This is a genomic window from Pseudomonas sp. CCNWLW23 (assembly GCF_037095675.1).
Classification (GTDB): Bacteria; Pseudomonadota; Gammaproteobacteria; order Pseudomonadales; family Pseudomonadaceae; genus Aquipseudomonas; species Aquipseudomonas atacamensis.
The window spans coordinates 522,957-542,494 of record NZ_JBAWKM010000001.1; the positions used below are offsets into that span (position 1 = coordinate 522,957).

Consider the following 19,538-nt stretch of genomic DNA (forward strand, 5'->3'; position numbering starts at 1 on the left):
AAACTAAAAAAATTAGTTGCGGCCGATATAGGTTTCAGATCCTCCATAACCTAGATTCACAACAATGGAGGATCTACCCAAAACGCGTTGGCACACATCTTTGGATCGATGCTAAAAAATGGCGCGACGTCCCTGCCTTTAAACCTGAGGAGTCACAATGGCGAGCTTTACAGAAGGTCACGAGTATCAGTTCACGCTACCGGATGGGCGCATCATCGTACTTCGCTTTCAGGGATTTGCTGGATTCATGGAGCCAGTTTGGGTTGACCCACAATCAGGGGCTGAGGTCGAGCTTCCACCTTTTCACAGCTATAAGCTCGTGTAGCGCGCTCAGGATCCCAGCTTGTGAAATCTGAGCAGTAGCAGAGCAGCATGCCCATGAATAGAAGGATACGCATTGTTCTGGGCGAGGATGCTGGCCCCTGAGATTGGCGATCAGTCGCCAATTTTCACTGACGACATCGTGCCTTAATCGCATCTTGCAACGGATTGTTTCGAGCTTGTCTGTCCTATTCTTTGGTAAAGCCCCCGGATTGCTTACTGCGGGACCATTCACCGTAATCTGTTTCTCGCGTCCACGTAACTATCTCCCATACATAGTGAATGCTTGCATCCAGATCAGACTCCAGTGCCTTTGCAGCCTCGGCGGTGAGCATAGAACAACAGGCGATGGGACTGGCCCAACCATTGGGATGGCTTGGCTGCCAATTCCAATACCAAGAGTTGAATTCACCCACCTGTACATCTTGGGACATCAGAGGAATTCGGCCCGCTGCGGGTACTAGCTCTATTTGGGGCATTGATGGTGTTGAAAACGGGATGTACGGTAGGCAACCGATATAATCACTCTGTAAATAACCCACATTTGAGCCAACAAGCGGCAGAACCGTAGGCGTGAAATCGAGATCATCCTTCGCCTGCCAGGATGGACAGATAAAAGCACGAAGCCCGTCCCGCAAAGGGGAAACTCTCCCGGGCATCCATCTGTGCACGCCCAACCCAAGCTTTGTGTCCGTGATGTCCGCCGAGCTGGTAATTCCAAACACTGTGAGCTCAACGTGACGATGTGCCATATCAGAAACTGCCGCAGAGAGATGCAAAACTCTTTGCTGACCCTCGGCCTCTATCAATCGTAGGCAATCCCGTACAACTAACTCTGGCAGCTTTGAGTCGTCATCAAAGCTCTGGTGGAGATCTTGCGCCCATCGTGGTGCCCGACCGGGCAACAGTTTCAAGAAAAGAGGATCCGCTGGTAGGGCTTTACACGCATATTCGACAGCGAGCGGTTGTGGCATTCCCCATTGCTCAACGGCACAGACCAGCGTTCGTAAATATGCTGATCTCGCCAGGTGCCCCTGGGTGGCGACGAATTGCCCTCCATTGCTACGTTCTTTCCCGAGAAAATAACTCAGATGACCATCAGCGAGATTCTTCACACGGCCACCTAGAACATCGAACTCGAATGCCCATTGCCGACTCAGGGGAATCCCGGACATATCTTCCAGATGTTCCAACGCATGCTGAAAAACGGGTGGTATAAAGGTCCCACCGGCTAACAACTCTTCAGAACTGCGTACATTCACGTGATGTGGCGCTTTCCCCGAATGACATCCTGTCCAAGCGGAAATGATTGGCGGAACTCCAGATGCTAGCGATAGGAGGAAGTCCGATGCAATCGAAGGACGGCCTATAGCCCCACGGACGCGGTTTAACAACTCTGCTCGCGCTTGCACGATCAAGAAAACCGACAATGCTTCCAAGCACTCTGACTCCAGTTGCCTAGTGCTGATCCAATCCACCAAGGCATCTTCGAACACGCCAGCTGTTTTAGGAGCAGTCAGCGCGTCTGCTAGGGCATGCATTACGACTAATTTCCCCGCGGGGACTGGAAGAGCCAAACGTGCCACGCTGATGTCGGCAACCTGCCGTGGAGTCAATTTTCACCCTCTTGCCACCAAGTCGGCCGTAGCAGTGGCTGGCAGGCGAATTCGGCAACGGTAGAATCGATCATGGCGTTCAAGACTGATAGGGCGCGTGCGGGCTGCGCTACCGCCAGCAACAGGCGCACCAACCCAGCATCAGGAATCGTCCGTTTTTTTTCGGTGTAGTGCGGTATCGGCAATGTCGAAAGCTTCAGAAATTCTTCCCATCGTTCTGGATATAGCGAACCGACCAGACCCAAGCGTTGCTGCGAGTCCTCGTGCCCATAGTAGTACTCGCTCCATCCATATCGATACTGATGAGCGCGTGCTAACCAGACGAATGCTTTTTTGGGACCATACAGCTTGCGAGACAGGTTGAACGCTGGGTCAAGTAGTTCGGTCCCGCGAAAAAGCGTGGTAGAGCTTTCTAACATGCTCTCGAGTGCGTTAAGGAGCTCTGCCCCTTTCCCTTTGCTTTCCCAGTGCGAGAACCATTCGATGATCAATTTGGAGGTTGCTGTGAAATCGCGCGTGGATTCCAGTGCCTTGATGTAGTCGAGTATTTTTGAGGGAGGGAAATCCTCTGGCACAGGCATTGAGGGTCGCTCGCGAACGGAATTGTCAACAGCGTCATCCTTGTGGCTGGCCCTTATAGGGTCACCGCGCTCGGAACGCTCTGGAATATCCCACAAGCGCACCAATGCAGAGACATCATTGTTGCTCTCGCGGTGGGTGCGGTTTCGGAGAGCAGTCACTGTTTTTTCGCCCGAGGCATATGCCAATGCGGCAGACACTCCCGGCGCATTTACATCAGCACTTTTAGCGAACGCTGCGAACGTCTGATCGGCGTAGTACCACTCTCCGCGCGATACCCAATGCTGGTAGTAATGCACATAGATGGATGGTTGAAGTTGCAACAGCAGACCCGCCAAGTCAAACGGGCTAGCTGCGGAGTCTTCCGTCATCGCATCGATCTGGTTGTAAATGGGAGCAAGCCTTTCTATCGCATGACTTGCAAATACAGGCTCAATAGAGGAAACAGCTTCGATAACGTCCAATAACTGACATAGGCTAGGGTCCTTACGCCACCCAAAGCCTGTCACGTATTGATAGCTGCACTCAAGCAGTTCGCGCGCTAGATCAGGGAGACCATAAGCTGTGGCCCAACTGCAAAGGTCGGCGAGCTCGTTAGCTTTTTCGTTGAAGGGGCCGACTGTGCTTCTAATCTTCTGTGCATGGCTCTGGATCTGCAATGCCGCCGTTTCCTCGCTCAGCAGGTGGCACTGACGCATCAAGTAAGCTTCGCGAATATGCTCGAGTGCGAACATTTTCGATTTCTGACACTCAGTCCATTCTGCTGTGGAGATGTACTTCATACCGCTTCGAAGCCTACAAAGCAGAAATAGGTCAGCTGTAATCAAGGCCAAGGCTTTTCGAAATGCTCGAAAATCTGCCCAGCTCTCATGATCGTGATTGGCCGGCCGATCCCCCGCAACGAACCGGTAAGCAATCGGAACTGGTGGTGTATCTCCTCTTGCCAGAATTTTTGCTGAGGCGTTAGCGGCCGCGACAAGCCTTAGGAACAAAGGCGAAAGCCACTCAGAACTCTTGCTAAGAGTCACCGCTTCGTGGATAGGCGCCCCTTGTAATTGGAGGCTATCGGCGACGACTGCAAAAAAAACCGAATGTAGATGGCTTGCGAGACCTGTCTCATCTCCAGCCTCGCTGACAGCTAGGGCATGCAATGGGACGTACCGTGAAGAGGGTTTATTCGCAGATCCGTCGTATAGAAGAGCCCAACAAACAGACAAAGGGTGTTTGGTGAACCTTTCAAACCCGTTCCAAGAGTGAAGGCTCGCCTGCGTCCAACCAGCCACTCGGACCGCTTGAGTTTCCAACACTCGTCGAAGTCTTGCAGGCATAGGAAGAGACGCAAACGCCATGATCGGGCCTAAGTCAGCGTAGCCGCTAGCGCTCTCCAGAAATGCAGCAAAAAGCTCTTCTCCATTTCGATGCGTCAGGAAAAGCTTCAAAACTTTACCGGGATCGTATCGACCGGTCCCACCAACGACCTCCAGGTAATACTCAATAGCGCGCTCGTACTCTTGGTGTTTTATGGTCCGAGCGTGCAACCGATCATTGATTTTGTGCCGCATGCGTTCCTGCACTTCACACGCGCGCTCGACTTGTCCAAGCGATAGATAAAGCTGAGCCAATTGTTCTAACGATTGCAGGCTGGATTGGTTAGCACGTGAGGCTAAAAGCAGAGCTGGGTAGGGATCGGATGTCAGCTGTAATGCCGACTTGTACAACAGACTCGCATCGTCCATCTGAAATTCGAGACCATTACTGAGGCGGTGCTTGAGAGCTCGCTTACGAATCGCGAGTTCGTAGTCACCAAACTCAAAAGCAACTTCCTCGGCAGCTTCAAGGATCCGAATGACCTGATTGATATCGAAGGCTTGAACAAGTGCATCTAGCATCCACGCCTTGGTCGTACCGGTTAACAGGCCCGTCTGCTCCCCCCGCCTCGACTCGTACAACCATAGCCATCCCCAGCGCAAATATGGCGGAGCCTGGTTGTCTAGCCAGACTTCCACTTTCGGCAGCAAAGACTCCAGTCGATTTTGGTGATCGGGTTGTTGAGAAATGAACACATAGAGGCTCCCGTGAAATGCTCTGATCCCTGCATCCACAGTTGCCAGCAGGTAACCAACTTCGGCTTCCAAATTGACGTTATCAAGACGGAGACATCGCTCGAGCGCTCCAGAAGGCCAGATAAAATTGTCCTCCGCTATGAGATGCAGCGCGTCCTTTGCATCCCAAGAGAGTCGCTGCCAAAGCGACTTGTAATAAGCACGTACATCTCCATATGGGGCAGGATCATTCTGACGCACCAACGTCGCAGAGAGCACTCGATGATCGCGAATCAGCTTCATGAACGTATACGTAAGCACCAATGGGTGACCTTCGCTCAGAGACTGGAATGCTTCGGCTAATGAGCCCAGTGTTTTTTCAGATGAAGATTCCGCTCCGGGCAGTTGAAATGCATCAGCGCTGTAATGTGCTTGCAGCCACGCAGTGACAGAGGGCAATTGCATTCTTGGCAGTTCCACCCACTGCTCAGGCTCAACGAACTGATGCATTTTTAGTGGTAATTGCTCTTCGCCCACTCGCTGCGTGCCCAGTACTATCGTGACCCCACAAGGAGCAGGAAAAAGCTGGGTAAAAAACTCATTCAGAGGTGAAATTCGCTCGTCATTCTCTCGCCAAACATGGTCTAGCCCGTCGACAATCAGTACCAAGCGCTTCCCTTGACCGACACATGCCGCTCCACACTTATTGAGCCAATTTCTTATGTCCTCAGGGTGATTTTGAAGGGGGGCGACCAACTCAGTGAATTCTGACTCCATTTGAGCCATGAGCGATCGAGCAACGCTTTTGAAACTGAATCGATCCGAAGTGTCCTGTAGATCGAGAAAATAGTGGTGCCGGATGGTAGCTACACCTTGGGATCGCAATTGCTCGCAGACATAGCTAAGAAAGGTGCTTTTCCCTTGGCCAGGTGACCCCCACAATACCCGTGTGCCCCAGTCGCGATTCAAGGCTTGCTCAATGAATCTCGATGCAAAGTCGGGATCAGGCGGACAGTAGCCTTCTGGAACGCGAAACTCTTGGTCTAGGGGACGAGGTTGCCTTTCAGATATCGTGCTCCGTAAGACATCCAGCGTAATTCGACCGTCAGGCGGGGGGGCGTTCTTATAGATACTCCACTCAATTGCACGACGGTAAAGGGTCAACCACCCTTCATGATTGGTGTGCTTCGCTTCGAGTAGTGTTGAAAGCTCCATGGATAGAGATCCATAGCCTACATAGCTATGAGTGAATTCGAACCTCTCGAAAAACTCCTGTGCCTTTGCCGCCCCACCAGCATGCAGTGCCAGCTGCTGACGTAGAGAGGCGTCAATTTGATCCCACCTCACCTTTCCAGCTGAAAGCTGAGCAACGAACTCAGCGTCGGGCCTCCGGTTCGTGATCAACTGAGCCCGGGCAAGGCGGCCCGGGCCTACCCGGAAGAAGGCACCCGTCCACTTTTCGAGAAGGGATGTACCACGCTTCCCCTTCCGAGCCGTCAGCCATTCCCATGACAAGGCATAGTCCGGCTCGAACTCACTGACTGTGAACTTGACTTGGATCAGCTCCATCTGACCGTCCGTCCGCTGAATGACAATATCATCAAGCCCGCTAGCATCCTGCTCGTCGTCAGCCTCGAACTTTATCCACTCATAGATAGAGGGGTTGTCCAGCCAATCGCAAAGAGTCTTTATGCCCACCAGAGTCTGATAGACATAACCACTAGCAGGGATAGCGCTGCGTTTGACAGTCCGGTTCATATCGAGTCGCTTTCCTTGCTAATTGGATCGGGGCAATGCGGTCAAAAAGGATCTTCTTCCCTCTTCCTAGCAATCGCCGCCTTAAGCTGAGTTTGTCATTTTCAACTATCACACATAGCCCTGACCAGATTTTTGCGTATGCACCTGCGCCATTTGGGTATCGGCAAAGTCACCGTAGAATGCGGCGACTTTCAGAGTGTGGCCGTTCATGGAAAAGACACAGTTGCTATTGAGCAAGGCAGGAGTGTTGGTGCAGGAGTCCCAGGCAAAGCAGGCAGCATCTGGAGAAGCCTTCAACCTATTCACTATCACGAAAATCGAGCGAGTTGAGGTCAACACCCACTCAGCGATGCTTGCGGAGATATTGAATCCCCGAGGGCGGCATGGAAAGGGACCGCTCTTCCTTGGGCTATTCCTGTCCCACATGGGGATTGAACACGAGCCTCGCCTGACGGAGGCTCGCGTGCGCAAGGAGGAGACATTCGCTGCAGTGCAGGGGCGCGTCGACATCGTTATTCATTTGACGAACCGAATAATCCTCATCGAGAACAAGGTCGATGCCGAGGATGGGGATGAACAACTCAAGAGATACGCTTATGTCGGCCAGGCGTCAGGCAAGCAGTGGGATCTGCTGTACCTCACCCTGCTGGGCACCGACGCCGATGAGAGTAGTTGTCGAGGAGTTGCCTATCGACGTGTGTCGTACCGGGAGCACATCCTGGACTGGCTTGAGAAATGTGTCGCTGCAGCAGCCGATACATCCGCGCTTCAGCACGCGTTGATTCAATACTCGAACATCGTCCGTAAAATCACTGGAACGTCCATGACCCAGAACACCAAGCGCGCGCTGATCCAGTTGATTTCCGCCGGCAACGACTTCGAATCCGCAGACGCTATTGCTGAGGCGATCCCATTTGCAAAGGGTGCCGCGCTGCAGCGTTTCTTTGACTCCGTAGACCAATCATTGTCGCAGACCTACACGCGTGTACAGCCGCCGGCCGGTTTCCCAGGCTTGGAATTCAATGAGGAGATCTGCTGCGCTTGGTTCCGGGTAAAGGGCCTGAGGCCAAAGAACGTTGGAATGTTCCATGACATCGGTGTCGAAGGCGCATTGCTGAGGATCGAGGTCGCAACGGATGCTCTTCACTACGGACTGGTTCCTGTCAGCAGCGGCAAGCTAGGGTGCATTGAGCAACTGAGGGAGTTTGCCCATCCAATTCCTAGGCACCTGATCTATCGGGAGTGGAGGGCCTTTAAATGGCTGTCGAGCGTCTACGAGGAAAACGTAGGCCGCAACATGGATCGCCTGTTGGCCCCCGACCAGCTGCTTGAGCAAGTTTTTGAAACTATCAAGCAACTGACCAAGGCGCCCTCTGATCAGGTGTAAATGTCACGTCCCGGAGTGTGCCAAGTACTCAAGCAACGACGGAGCGCGCTCCCATTCATTCGGCGGTCGGCGCCAACAAGGAGAAGGCTGGTAGGCTGCCAATTCCAGTACCAAGAATTAAATTCTCCTATCTGTACTCCCTGAGAGATCAGTGGGATCTCGGCACACTGTGGGTGCTAACTCTACCAGTCCTCAGTTGAGGAGCTAAACACTGTACTAGATGCGCCTAAGCCTAGTTTTTTTGCTTCCTCTTCAATTCGGCCAGCCAGCAGAACCTCGTTCTTAGTGGGAAAGTGACGTAAAAGGAATCGAGCATTTTGTCTAATGCGCTCGGGCACTTCCGTATCACACGCAAGCTCCGTCAGGAAAGCGTGAGTTTGTGCGACTGATCTGGTCCGTTCAAATGGCATCGTCATTTTATCCTCCAACCTTTGTGATCATCAGTCCAATACAAGGCAACTGGTCAGGTCAAACAGCCACTCTCTTTTAGCCCAAGCACAACTCAACTACGTCCCGAACCCTCATTGCGGACTCGCCGATGGGCGCGGTCAAGCGCGTCAGCATCGCTGTGATCAGAACGTCGTTTTTCTCTAAAAAGCGCCCGACTTCTCGGGTGATCTGGTGCAACGTTGACAAAGCAGCCAGAGATTCTGGGTCCGATAAGCCCGGTTTCCTAGACGCTTCTCCGCGTGCTGAAAATGCGCTGAGGAGATCCTCAAGCCTTCTTGTCGCCTTCCGAATGTTCCCGGTATTGATGGGTCTCGGATACAAAATCGATAAAGGCCACTGCAGAGGCGACGGCTAGACGAGCATGTCTCGACTGAAGGCCGCGATATTGCCCCTCCTTGCCATGTCCAGTGCCGTACAAGCCTCTCAATTGCGCCAGATTGCTCGTAATTTGAGTCAAATTACGTAGGATCAACCGGATGTTCTCCGCGCCCTTGGCGGCTTCGCTAACGCCTTCGGGTACAAGTTGCAGAGCTTTCGTGAGCTTCTTTGTCAAATCGCCTAAGTCTTCTGACTTGGTGAAAGCAATGCCGCGCTTGGTGAGAATGGATTTGCAGCAGGTCTCCACCAGCTCCTTGGCCGTCCCAATCGCCAACTCTGGATCACTATCTACTGCCTGTTCTACCCGTTCGATCTGTTTGGCCATCCATCCTGCGTTCAACGCGTCCGCTACGGCCTTGGCGCGCAGTACTGACCTGGAAGCGTTGTTCTCCACAGACCGGAAAGCAAAGCGGGGACGTCCTGCAATCAATTCCTCTTGGAACAGCTCCCACCCTGCCCCCTTGAGCTGATCGTTGAATTGATTAACGAGCTTGAGTGCCTCCTCTCGGTCAGGACGCACCAAGGGATGAACCATTTCACACAGGAATCGCAAGAAAACCTCTGCGCCGCCATCGACAAGTTGAAAACGGCTGTCGTTGTAAATCCAACCGCTCTCCCAGTCCTCGTTGTTGCATCGATGCTGCCAGATGTCGCCTGCTGCATCTTTGTAGCGACCATCAGTGGAAGGTAATTTTTCAAGCTCATAAAGCCGGCTCAAGAACTCAACGTCATTCATCCGTCCGTACCACTGCACGTCGTCAAGCTGGAGGCCGTCCAGGATGTTCTGACGCACCTTTTTCGGAAGACTGGACTGACCAGATCGCCAGTCAGACCGAAACTCCCTGTCAGGGATAATCACAGCGGTATAGCAATCGTTCTCCTCAAACTGCGAAACGGCCCGGAGCCTGTCGGTGATTTGCTCCTCAACCTGACTTTTTCTTGCACCGAGACGGGCGTAATCCGACGCAGGCATGCTGAACTGGATGACCCAATAGTTGGTACCGCCATTCCAGTTATCGAATCCCGACTGCTCCACCTTGACTGGATAACCCCGCACGACATCAGCCGCATCATCCGCTCCCTCCGCTCGCAGAAGCGTATGCACAGTCGCCAAAAGAGGCTCGATTTGCTCGTTTCGCTCCATACGCCCCTCAAAAAACGCCGGTTCCACTAATCATCGTAGTCAGTTATTAGACATCTTCACCAGTTCACAAAGAATGCGAGTGCTCGTCGTGAAGGTCTCTGAGTCAGTTAGTCGCATTAGTGAATCAGAACCTAAGGAAAGCGAAACGATTCTGTACAGATACGCTACACTCTCGCCAAAATCCGAAACAGATAACCCTTTGAGCGAATCATTCCGTGGAATACCTCTCAGAAATCTTGAAGATCCTGGACGGAGCTCTCAAGGCGAATGCCAGCATGGCCTCGAATTATGCCGGCCTACTGGCAGACAAACTGGAGAGCGACGGCGACAAAAAACAGGCCCGTATGATCAGGGAGCGACTGGCTAGGGCCCCCACAGCGCTCGCCAGCGCCCAAGATGCTGCACAGGGTTTCAGCTTCTCAAACCTGCCGACAGACGGCGAAAGTCACCTGCATACGGTGGACGTGAGCAATCCCGCACTCGATAAGGAATCACTACTGCTACCCAGTGCGGTGGAGAGCCGAGTCCAAGAATTTTTATTGAACATCCATCGATACGATGACCTCGCTCGGGTAGGTGCAGCCATGCCTAGCCGCTTGCTGACCTACGGCCCACCCGGTACCGGAAAAACCAGGCTCGCCCGCTACATCGCCGGCCGCCTCGAACTCCCTTTGCTGACCGTCCGCTGTGACACCCTGGTGAGTAGTCTGTTGGGGCAGACCAGCCGCAACCTAAGGCGCGTGTTCGAATTCTCTCAACAGCGACCCTGTGTACTGTTTTTGGACGAGTTCGATGCGCTAGCAGGTGCTCGAGGCAATGAGCGGGATGTCGGTGAGCTGCAGCGAGTGGTTATTGCCCTGTTGCAGAACATCGATGCGATTCCAGAAAGCACCATCCTAGTGGCTGCTACCAACCACGATCAGTTGTTGGACCCGGCCATATGGCGCCGCTTCAGCTTTCGTATCCCCATGGCAGAGCCAGACTTGGGACTGCGAAAGTTGCTCTGGAAACAATACCTAGAGCCATTCAGCTCAGAGACTTTGGATCTAGATATTCTCGCTCAACTGTCGGATGGAATTACGGGCGCAAACATAGAGCAGGTATGCCTCGATACAAAGCGAGCAGCTGTTTTATCGAATGCGCTCGGGGTTGACGAGAATCAACTATTCCGCCGTCTTGGTTTAAATCTTGCGCTCACCGGTGGCCGAGTGCTATCTACTATCGAGTCAGAAATTCGGTGGCTTAATGGATGGGCACCAAAGTACTTCTCCCTAAGAACATTGGGGAGGCTGTACGACCTGTCGACTAGGCAAATTACGAAGATCCTCAAGGAGGAGATCGGCAGTGGCCCGCAAGAACATACCCACGCAACAACAGCTGAATGCGAGGGTTGAAAATCCCTTTCTACATGTCCCATTTCAACCCAAAGACCTTTCGTCCATTGAAAGCAATGGTGGCGGGGGCGGCAAAGAACTCGTCGTAGTCGATGCTGCTTACCGCCATGCGCTTTCGAAGTCACTGTCGGACGCCAGCTCAGTGCTATCTCGTGAGCAGGTGCTTCACCCTCAGGCGTTGACGCACCTCGTTCTTAAACTGCGGGAAAAAGGGATCGCGAAAACCCACCGGCCCATCGTACTTGCCGAGGAGGCAAGCCTGCAGCCAGCTGGCCACGCGCAAATTGATGAAATGCTGGTCGGCGCTTCCCTACACAGTCTGAACGCGTTGAACCGGGTAATCCTCCAACGCAACACGAAGAAAATTCGCAGCAATTTGAGTGCGATCGAAGCTATTCAGCCTTGGGATCGCCATCGAAGAAACCCTGAGGGCAGCACACGACTTCTGGAGAATGGGCGTGCGGTACTTAGACTGTTCCAGTACCAGCATGCCAGCTTCAACGCTTTCAACTACGAGACGGTGGTGAGCATTCTGAAGTCTCTAGCGCTGCCATTTATCGAGATCGAGCAAGGGCGTGGTCTGCCTATAATTGGAATTCAGGATCTCGACAAGATTCAAGGCGATGCGCTGGAACTGATCTTGGATTTTCCTGGCATCCGGTCAATTTACGCAGAAAAGTTGTTCCACCCACGGACCACAGTGCTGTCGCCCCAAAGCGTAGCGTCCGTTAGCCAGACCCAACCCACCGAGCAGCCCATAAGCCTTCCCACCGTAGCTGTTTTCGATACGGGTGTGAGCAAAGGCGCAAAGCACATCGAGCACTACGTCCAATCTCGGGACATCTATGTCCTGCCCCCCGACACCAACTATGAGCACGGGACAGCTGTAGCCTCGCTTGTCGCCGGCGGCGCTCACTTCAACGATAAACATGCCTGGCTTCCGACAACGCCAGCATTGGTCCATGACGTCTGCGCATTGGAAGTATCTGGCTCAAACATGTGTGATCTGGAGCTGCGCCTCCAATCTGCCGTGCAACGCCGACCCGACGTGAAGATTTGGAATATCTCGATTGGCGGTGAGCCCTGCGACGACAGCCTTTTCAGCGATTTCGCAATGACGCTGGACCAATTGAGCGACAAATACCAAGTTCTTTTCGTCGTGGCGGCGGGCAATTACAACGACCTTCCACGTCGCCAGTGGAAAACTCCGTCCACCCTCGCGGACAGAGTGAGCTGCCCAGGGGAGTCAGTTCGAGCTTTGACTGTTGGATCTGTGTCCCACATCGACGCAGCTGACGCTCTCAGTGCCGCCGGCCATCCCGCGCCATATTCGCGGTGTGGCCCAGGACCAGTTTTCACTCCCAAGCCTGACATCAGCCATGTAGGCGGAGGTGTCCATGCACCTTGGGACGCAGGCTTGGCCAGCCTCAAAATCCTGGGTCCTGACAATATGCTGCGCTATGGGTTTGGCACCAGTTACGCAGCACCGCTCGCATCATGCATGGCCGCTCATGCTTGGCAGGCATTGATGGGCCGTCCGACGCTCAACCCTTCGCCTGAACTGGTCAAGGCATTAATGATTCACGCGGCACAACTTTCCTCACCTGACTATGACTCCTACCATCGGCGCTATTTGGGTGCCGGACGACCTGGTGATGTCCTGAAAGCGCTTTACGATTCCGATGACAGTTTCACATTGGTCTTCCAAGCCAACCTTGTGCCGGGAAACATGCGGTGGCGAAAAACCCCTTACCCAATTCCGGACGTATTGATCCAGGATGGCAAGTTCCGTGGGGAGGTCATCATAACAGTGGGCTATGCCCCGCCGCTCGATCCTAACGCCGGCAGTGAATACGTCCGCGCCAACGTTGAGTTGAGCTTCGGAGCAGTTAGTGGGGACACCATCAAAGGCATGGTTCCGATGGAAAGTGAAGAGGGTCAAAGCGGATACGAAATCGCCCAGATATCCTCTGGTAGCAAGTGGTCACCAGTGAAAGTTCATCGTACGAAATTCCCCAATGGCGCGGCCGTCCAACAATGGGGTCTACAGGCTAAAGCTCGCCTGCGCGCATACGAACCAGAGCTAACAGAAGCCTTGCCGGTTAATATCATTGTGACATTGCGATCGCTTGATGGAGATCCAATGGTTCGGACTGCAGGGCTACGGGCTTTGAGCCAATGTAACTGGGTCCACACCCCGCTTCCTGTGCGAGTACCTATCCGTGTATAGGATCTTGTTGCCGTCGCCAGTTGGCGGCGGCGCTGCTCAACCAGAGGTCTGCATCGAGCACGTAACAGGCTTTACTGACAGAAAGAGCTAGCCCAAATCCTGCGCCGTTTCCATGGGACAACAAGCGAAAATTTGGAGGTGAGATCAGTACGATCTATCATCCAGTGCTTCCGCTCGTTTTCTCTAGACACTGCCAAACCGAGGAGGCCTGCATGCCAGCCATAAAGGATCAGGTGCTCTTTCTGGACTTTGACGGAGTACTTCACCCGGACGCGGTATACCTAACTCGCAATGGCCCGACCTTACGTGCGGAAGGCGAGCTTTTTATGTGGGCCCCTGCGCTCATCGAAATCCTGAACGAATTTCCCATGGTTTCCCTTGTCTTGAGCACAAGCTGGGTCCGTCACTTAGGTTTCAAACGAGCCGTGAGCTTCTTACCCCCAGAACTAGCGGTGCGAGTGGCAGGCGCGACGTGGCACAGCTCGATGGCTAAAGACTGGTTAGGTGATAACAAATGGGATGGACGCACACGATACGATCAAATCAGCCGCTATGCTGCCAGAGCTCAGCTTGCCAACTGGGTTTCGTTGGATGATGACCCAGCAGGATGGGCCTCTACCGCCCGCTACCGCTTGGTGGCATGTGATCCGAGGCTAGGTTTAAGCGACACGCACACACTGCAGGCACTGATTAATTCGCTGAAAGAGATGTCCACTAACTAATTATTAAGGGAGGACTCAGTTGTATATTGTATATGGAGTTTCCAAGGCGCTGCCTACGAGGCTATCAAGTTGCAACACTTATATCGTCTAGATATCTTTGTTTCATGGTGATCAGTGCTGTGATCCGATTTCGACCATTGGCAAGGATTTGGGCAAGACCAGTATCCTAGACCATTTATATAATCCTCTTCCACAAAATTAGCAGTTTCTATTCCTCCCGACTGGTAAGTACTCCACAGTGAGTCAATAGATCTGAATTCAAACTCATGCGCTCTCAAATCTCCTAATACATCACTAAATCCCCCATAGATTTTCGCGATGATTTTAGTTAATCCTAGCTTTGATTCATCGTGCCTGCTCGCATTGTTAATCTTGACAAAAAATATTCAGAGAATCTTGCAAAGCATCCATTTGGTAATGCAAAAAATTCATTTGTCGAGCTGACTCCCCTGAAAGATTTTGAATCACAGATGCAGCCTTATCACGCAGAGAATGAATCATTCCCTCATAGGACAGGTAATAAGGCGAGGAGCAAATCTCATGAACCATCACTGCGTGTCGTAACGCTAACGGATCATCGTTAGGTAATGAAATAGCTTCATTGAGATAATTCCCTCTGCAACCCTGCCACATTACATCTAATGGGTGCGCGGTTTGCGAAAAGACTTTATTACAGAATGGACAACGCTCCATTAGCACCGTGTTGTGCTTGTAGCATACAGTGATGAAAGGAGTGCTGAAACGTCTCCAATATGAGTATCCCAATTTTTTGAGGTCATCTCTCACACAGTCAGGACAGAACGAAGCCTTCCATTCACAGAATCTTACATCGTCTCGAATGTACTGCTTTTGTGAGTATGAAAAGTCTTGGTTGCTCTTGAATATGTAATCGACAGCATTCAGCGTATGATTATGAATCAGTCGATTAAACCCGTAACAACCTGGCCACCCCAAAGCAGAAGCGATTATTTTAACCTCAGTATTGCGGAGGTCTGGAAATGTTGTTAATTGCTTAAAGGCCTCCATACCCGCTCCGAGCTGGTTTAGAAAGAGACTACGTCTCACATAGGAGGTAAGCGATTCATCGGTCTGTATCTGAGGAAGCATCGTAGAAGATAGTTGCAATGTCGATAGGCCAAATAGTCTAAAGGAGAGGGCCAGCATTTCGAAGGTAAAGGATAGGTCCCTTCAAATGGTGACTGTTTTTAATGTTCAGATGGCGTTGAATTCAGGGGAGAAATTCTTTAAGTAATAGGCACGGGTGATAATCCCGTTTGGCGTCCGCCTAGTGCCAAGCTATTCTTCTGTTTTCGCTATGTACCTTTGCGTGGCGATATCGCTTGAAAGACTCAGTCGACCCCTATCATTTTAAGCAGCGTTAGTAATACTTCCCCGGCATCACCTATCAACATAATCTCATTCGCTCCCTCTAATCCCACGTCTTCCAAATTTACATGGATCACTGCCGCCCCTGCAGCCAAAGCTCTCTCTGGAATGCTCGCTGCCGGCATGACAACACCGGAAGTGCCAACAGAAATCAGTAAATCGCATTCCCTCACAAGTCGAACAGCTGATCGCCAAGCAACCTCGGGCAAATTCTCCTTGAACCAGACAATTCCCGGTCGAAGCCTGCCGTTGCAGCGAGCACATCGGGGAGGCTCAATCAGTTGTCCTTCTTCAGCAATTTGAAGCTGCTCAGGCGCCAACTCAAATGGGCGGTGACAGCCAAAGCATTTCACGTTCATTAAACTGCCATGAAGGTGGACCACGTTCTTTGAGCCAGCTCGCTCGTGCAAGTCGTCAATATTCTGAGTGATGACAGAGACTTCCCAACCGGCGCTAGCGAACCGAAGAATGGAGAGGTGCGCTGAGTTGGGCACAGCTAAGCTGACCTGCCGGCGTCGCCAGAGGTACCAGCCCCATACAAGAGCCGGGTTTTCGCGGAAAGCGCTCGCAGTCTCCAGACGTTGTGGATCATGCTTTTCCCATAATCCGGTCAGCTTGTCGCGGAAGGTGGGGATTCCGCTTTTTTCGGAGATACCCGCGCCAGTGAAGAAAGCTATCTTTTTGGCCGAAAGAATCGCGTCTACAGCTCGTTGCATTTCCACTGGACAAGGTCCTCTCCTGCTGCGCTCGTTTCAATCTTACTGGGAGTCCTCAATCGGACTATTTACTTCGGTTTCCCAGGACCTGATGGCGGCGAATGCGACTTCATGTAGTGACGAAACGATTTTTTGAGATCCTCGTCTGTCGCCATAGGTATAGGTGCTCGTCGGGTAGGTTTGGCTAGAGTTTTCTCTTCGGGCAAGGCCATACGCTCCAGCACTGAGCGCTCCGTCTCGGTAATCGACGAATCAAAAACCCTCGCCTGTACACGCTGGTCGCGATCTGCCCGAGCGAAGCTCACCACGTTCGACTTAAACTCAACTGGCAACTCAAATGGGCAGTGCAGGTCGCGATTTGTTCGGCTGGTTCCGTTGTTGATGACTTGCAGTTGCAGATCTTCAACATCCCTGGCGTTGCTCGTGTATGCGCTGGACCTGTATGCCTTGTGCAGGTCTTCGACCTCAATCCGATTCCTTTCGGCAGAACGGCATTCGATGTAAGCGAGCTTTATGAGCTGCACAGCGAGTCGCTTGATGCCGAAGGTGGAGCGGTAAAGCTCAGCCGCAAACTTCTCATTGCTTGCTTTGACACGGCCGCCGCTAACCCTCACGCACTCGCGCACATAGTCAGACCAATCTTGGCTCTTCGGATCTTCGGGCAGCATGATCCGTGGTTCGGAAAGCAACCTTTGCTTATCCTCGCTGTTACGACGAAGCAGCTTGTGCACGAGACTGTAATTGGACACAAAGATCATCGGCGGTCCAATGGCTGCCATCGTCAGCAAGATGTCGGTCACCTTGGAAGCGCCCATACCGGTATTGATGTGCTGAGTTTCCTCTAGGACAACCATTGAAACACCGTCCCGGTTGGCGCGCCGACGGCACTCAACCAGCAGCTTAGCCAGGTTGCCACCGCGCCCGTCATGGCCGCTACCGTGCACGAAATCTAGGAGAAGCTGCTTGCCACTCGCTTTGCCGCGGGCACTCGCATACCAAAGAGAAGTCAGCTCAACGATGCCTTGATATAGATCGCAAGCCATCTCTATCGGTGGAGGCAGAGCCCTACGCAGAGCAGCAATTGTCTGGCTCTTACCAACGCCCGCCAAGCCGGTAAGGCAGATCGGTAAAACCTCCACCTCAGGAGGCTTGAAGATTCTTGCGGCGTACTCAACCTCACTGCTGAACACTCTAAGGTTGTGCAGATACGCCAGGCCGGCCATTTCATGAATAAAATTGAGAGAGAATGCGTTAGGGAGGTAAATCTCCTTTAGCCTCTCGGCGAGATGATCAGCGGCGAGCGAGGGGGGAAGCGCCTCCAAATTCGCTACAGGCTCCGGACGAATGAGAACTCGTTTACGGATGTTTTCAATGTCCATATAACCGTCGAAACGAGTTTCGATGGTTCTGTTCATTTCGTAACCCCTCTGAAGCGATTGTAATCGGCGGTGTCGCGAAGGGCAGCACCGCCTTTCGATGGCCGTCCTAGTATCCGCTCACCAGCGTCCCAATCCTCGCCTGTGTTCAGTTTGAATCGGTCCTCGAAAAGTTGCTCGTGGGCAGGCCGCTCGTCTCGAAGATCAGCGGCAGATTCTCTCCGCATTTTGTCGATATCCTGCAGATCGCGTAGCGAGATATCGATCGTGCCCTGCAAGGTACGCGCTGTTCTCACATAATCTAACTCATACAATATCCCTTTAACTTCGATCCATATGTGACGAACGCACATGACCAAAACATAAACTGAAGTTTTAATGACGCCTTTCTGAGCTACTAGATCAAATACTCCAGTTTCTACCAATGCATGGGATCTATATTTCCGCCCGTAAAAATAAACGCCATCTTTTCTTATTGCAGCGGGTCGCTCGTCGAGAAACTCCCTTACCGCCACATCGAAAGGAACGCCGATTGAGGAGTCTCGACCACGCATGCTCCAATAACTGTAGATGTCATGTGGCGTCGGCTTAACTCCAGCTAGAATCATCTCCTCGTCCATGCGTAGCTGAGCGTCGGAGGTGTGGTTATCCTTCAGCACCCGAACGATCTCACGCTTGGCCATCTGCACGAAATCAAGCTTGCTGTGCACATAGGTAGGCTGTTCAAGCGTTTTCCTGTTTCTCGGGTGTGAGGATTCAATGGAGGCTTTGGATTGTCCTGAATAGACAGGTGTTAGCTCTACCGACTTTAACCAGTGAATCTCTGGTTCAACTTCGTAGTGTGCAGCAGGACCTCTATCCAGCACCATGTCGCCTGACAAGCCGGCACTTGGCCATTCTTCCGCGCTGATCTCTACTCCATACTGCTCGCACAATTTGACCTTGTTGCAGGCCATGGAGTAGATCGCCATGCGATAAGCGGCCATATTTTCCTTGCCTTCTGAAAAACCAATCCCCAGTACCATCCCAGATAGCGCACACAAAGCTCGTACGACGCAGAAGCCGTCTACCGCACTACCTTCAGTCAAACCAGAAAGCTTTTCGGTAATATTGTAACCGTCAAATTCTATGCGCTGATTCACATTAATAAGATTGTCAGCAAAACTTCCTTCAGAACCTGATTGTGCGCGCGCGCGATGCTTTCCTTTTAATGCGATACGAAGATCTTTCGCACTAATCAGTTTGGAAATCCAATACCTAAACTGTGGAAAGGAAGGAAAAGGTTTTCCCTTAGGGTGCTTGTATTCCACTGCAGCATCGTGCTGTTTGATAGAGACACAACCAAACTCCTTCGTGAGAATTTCACTGTAAATTTTGTTCTGAGTTTTGTGAGGAGATTTATAATTCAGAAAGCCTTTTAAAATCTGTTGCTGCATGACTACATCGCAACGATAACCATGCCGTTTCCCCTTACGCGAGGGCCGGCCGAGCTTCTTTGTTAGGCTAGGCCCCTCTCGATTCCACGCCCCAATCCGGTGAAGAGATGGCATCAAGGACCATTTGGTCTGGCCGAAAACTACATAGGAATAGAACCAGAGCCTTATTCTGGCTGCGTTCTGATGGGGTCGCTGAGATTTGGCGTGGGCGTTTATGAGCCCGTCAGGATCATCGCTCCCCAATATCTCGTCCCGGCGAGCGATCAGGCTTGAGATTGCAGCAAAGCGCTTGTTCACCTTCTGCTCATAACTTTCCTTCGTAGAGACCCGACGGTCTTCCAGACAGTCGATGGCTACACCTTCAATCGGTATCAGCCAAGGAGGAGTCGAATCGGCCTCGCCATCCTCCAACAGCCATCCATTCTCGACAGCTTCCTCAAAGTAGATCCGACTAAGCTGAACCAGGTGAGTACTGATACTTTTTCCGTTGTCCTTGAATTCGACCAACCGAACACGGTTTCGTCTGCCGTCGCTGACCAAGAAGTGGTAAACAGTGCCTTGTGCGAGGTTGAGAAACCCCTCTGGGGCGACAATTCTCGACCC

12 protein-coding genes are annotated in these 19,538 nt (G+C 52.2%); 4 read left to right on the forward strand and 8 right to left on the reverse strand.

Annotation, left to right across the window (positions count from 1 at the left end; translation table 11 throughout):
- Nucleotides 1–509: 509 nt before the first annotated feature.
- Entirely contained in the window at nucleotides 510–1,583 is a 1,074-nt protein-coding gene (locus V8J63_RS02385) for a hypothetical protein (protein ID WP_336463516.1), read from the reverse strand.
- A gap of 350 nt (nucleotides 1,584–1,933) precedes the next feature.
- Nucleotides 1,934–6,316 (reverse strand): NACHT domain-containing protein, encoded by a 4,383-nt coding sequence (locus V8J63_RS02390; RefSeq protein ID WP_336463517.1) that lies wholly within the window; start codon nucleotides 6,314–6,316, stop codon nucleotides 1,934–1,936.
- Nucleotides 6,317–6,524: 208 nt separating this feature from the next.
- Here V8J63_RS02390 and V8J63_RS02395 point away from each other — a divergent pair, with 208 nt between their 5' ends.
- The gene (locus V8J63_RS02395) at nucleotides 6,525–7,703 is read left to right on the forward strand and encodes a PDDEXK-like family protein (RefSeq protein ID WP_336463518.1); all 1,179 of its coding nucleotides are present in this window, start codon (nucleotides 6,525–6,527) and stop codon (nucleotides 7,701–7,703) included.
- Nucleotides 7,704–7,885: 182 nt separating this feature from the next.
- On the opposite strand, the gene V8J63_RS02400 is transcribed toward V8J63_RS02395, so the two are convergent.
- Both V8J63_RS02400 and V8J63_RS02405 read right to left on the reverse strand, forming a co-directional pair.
- Entirely contained in the window at nucleotides 7,886–8,119 is a 234-nt protein-coding gene (locus V8J63_RS02400) for a BPSL0761 family protein (RefSeq protein WP_336463519.1), read from the reverse strand.
- A gap of 299 nt (nucleotides 8,120–8,418) precedes the next feature.
- Nucleotides 8,419–9,702, reverse strand: coding sequence for an abortive infection family protein (locus tag V8J63_RS02405; protein WP_336463520.1), 1,284 nt, complete (start codon nucleotides 9,700–9,702; stop codon nucleotides 8,419–8,421).
- Between the two features lie 188 nt (nucleotides 9,703–9,890).
- On the opposite strand from V8J63_RS02405, the gene iteA reads away from it, so the two are divergent.
- The 3 genes from iteA to V8J63_RS02420 all read left to right on the forward strand — a co-directional run bounded on the left by iteA (nucleotide 9,891) and on the right by V8J63_RS02420 (nucleotide 14,021).
- A complete protein-coding gene (iteA, locus tag V8J63_RS02410) occupies nucleotides 9,891–11,069 on the forward strand; it encodes an anti-phage ATPase IteA (protein WP_336463521.1) in 1,179 nt (392 codons plus the stop codon).
- A complete protein-coding gene (iteS, locus tag V8J63_RS02415; RefSeq protein ID WP_336463522.1) occupies nucleotides 11,020–13,299 on the forward strand; it encodes a S8 family anti-phage peptidase IteS in 2,280 nt (759 codons plus the stop codon). Before iteA ends, iteS begins: the two co-directional genes overlap by 50 nt.
- Nucleotides 13,300–13,511: 212 nt before the next feature.
- A complete protein-coding gene (locus V8J63_RS02420) occupies nucleotides 13,512–14,021 on the forward strand; it encodes an HAD domain-containing protein (protein ID WP_336463523.1) in 510 nt (169 codons plus the stop codon).
- Between the two features lie 366 nt (nucleotides 14,022–14,387).
- On the opposite strand, the gene V8J63_RS02425 is transcribed toward V8J63_RS02420, so the two are convergent.
- The 4 genes from V8J63_RS02425 to V8J63_RS02440 all read right to left on the reverse strand — a co-directional run bounded on the left by V8J63_RS02425 (nucleotide 14,388) and on the right by V8J63_RS02440 (nucleotide 19,442).
- The gene (locus V8J63_RS02425) at nucleotides 14,388–15,185 is read right to left on the reverse strand and encodes a TniQ family protein (protein ID WP_336463524.1); all 798 of its coding nucleotides are present in this window, start codon (nucleotides 15,183–15,185) and stop codon (nucleotides 14,388–14,390) included.
- A gap of 185 nt (nucleotides 15,186–15,370) precedes the next feature.
- Nucleotides 15,371–16,123, reverse strand: a complete 753-nt coding sequence (locus tag V8J63_RS02430) for an SIR2 family NAD-dependent protein deacylase (RefSeq protein ID WP_336463544.1) — start codon at nucleotides 16,121–16,123, stop codon at nucleotides 15,371–15,373.
- 68 nt (nucleotides 16,124–16,191) lie between these two features.
- Nucleotides 16,192–17,538, reverse strand: a complete 1,347-nt coding sequence (locus tag V8J63_RS02435) for an AAA family ATPase (RefSeq protein WP_336463525.1) — start codon at nucleotides 17,536–17,538, stop codon at nucleotides 16,192–16,194.
- A complete protein-coding gene (locus tag V8J63_RS02440) occupies nucleotides 17,535–19,442 on the reverse strand; it encodes a transposase (protein WP_336463526.1) in 1,908 nt (635 codons plus the stop codon). Before V8J63_RS02440 ends, V8J63_RS02435 begins: the two co-directional genes overlap by 4 nt.
- Between the last annotated feature and the right edge of the window lie 96 nt (nucleotides 19,443–19,538).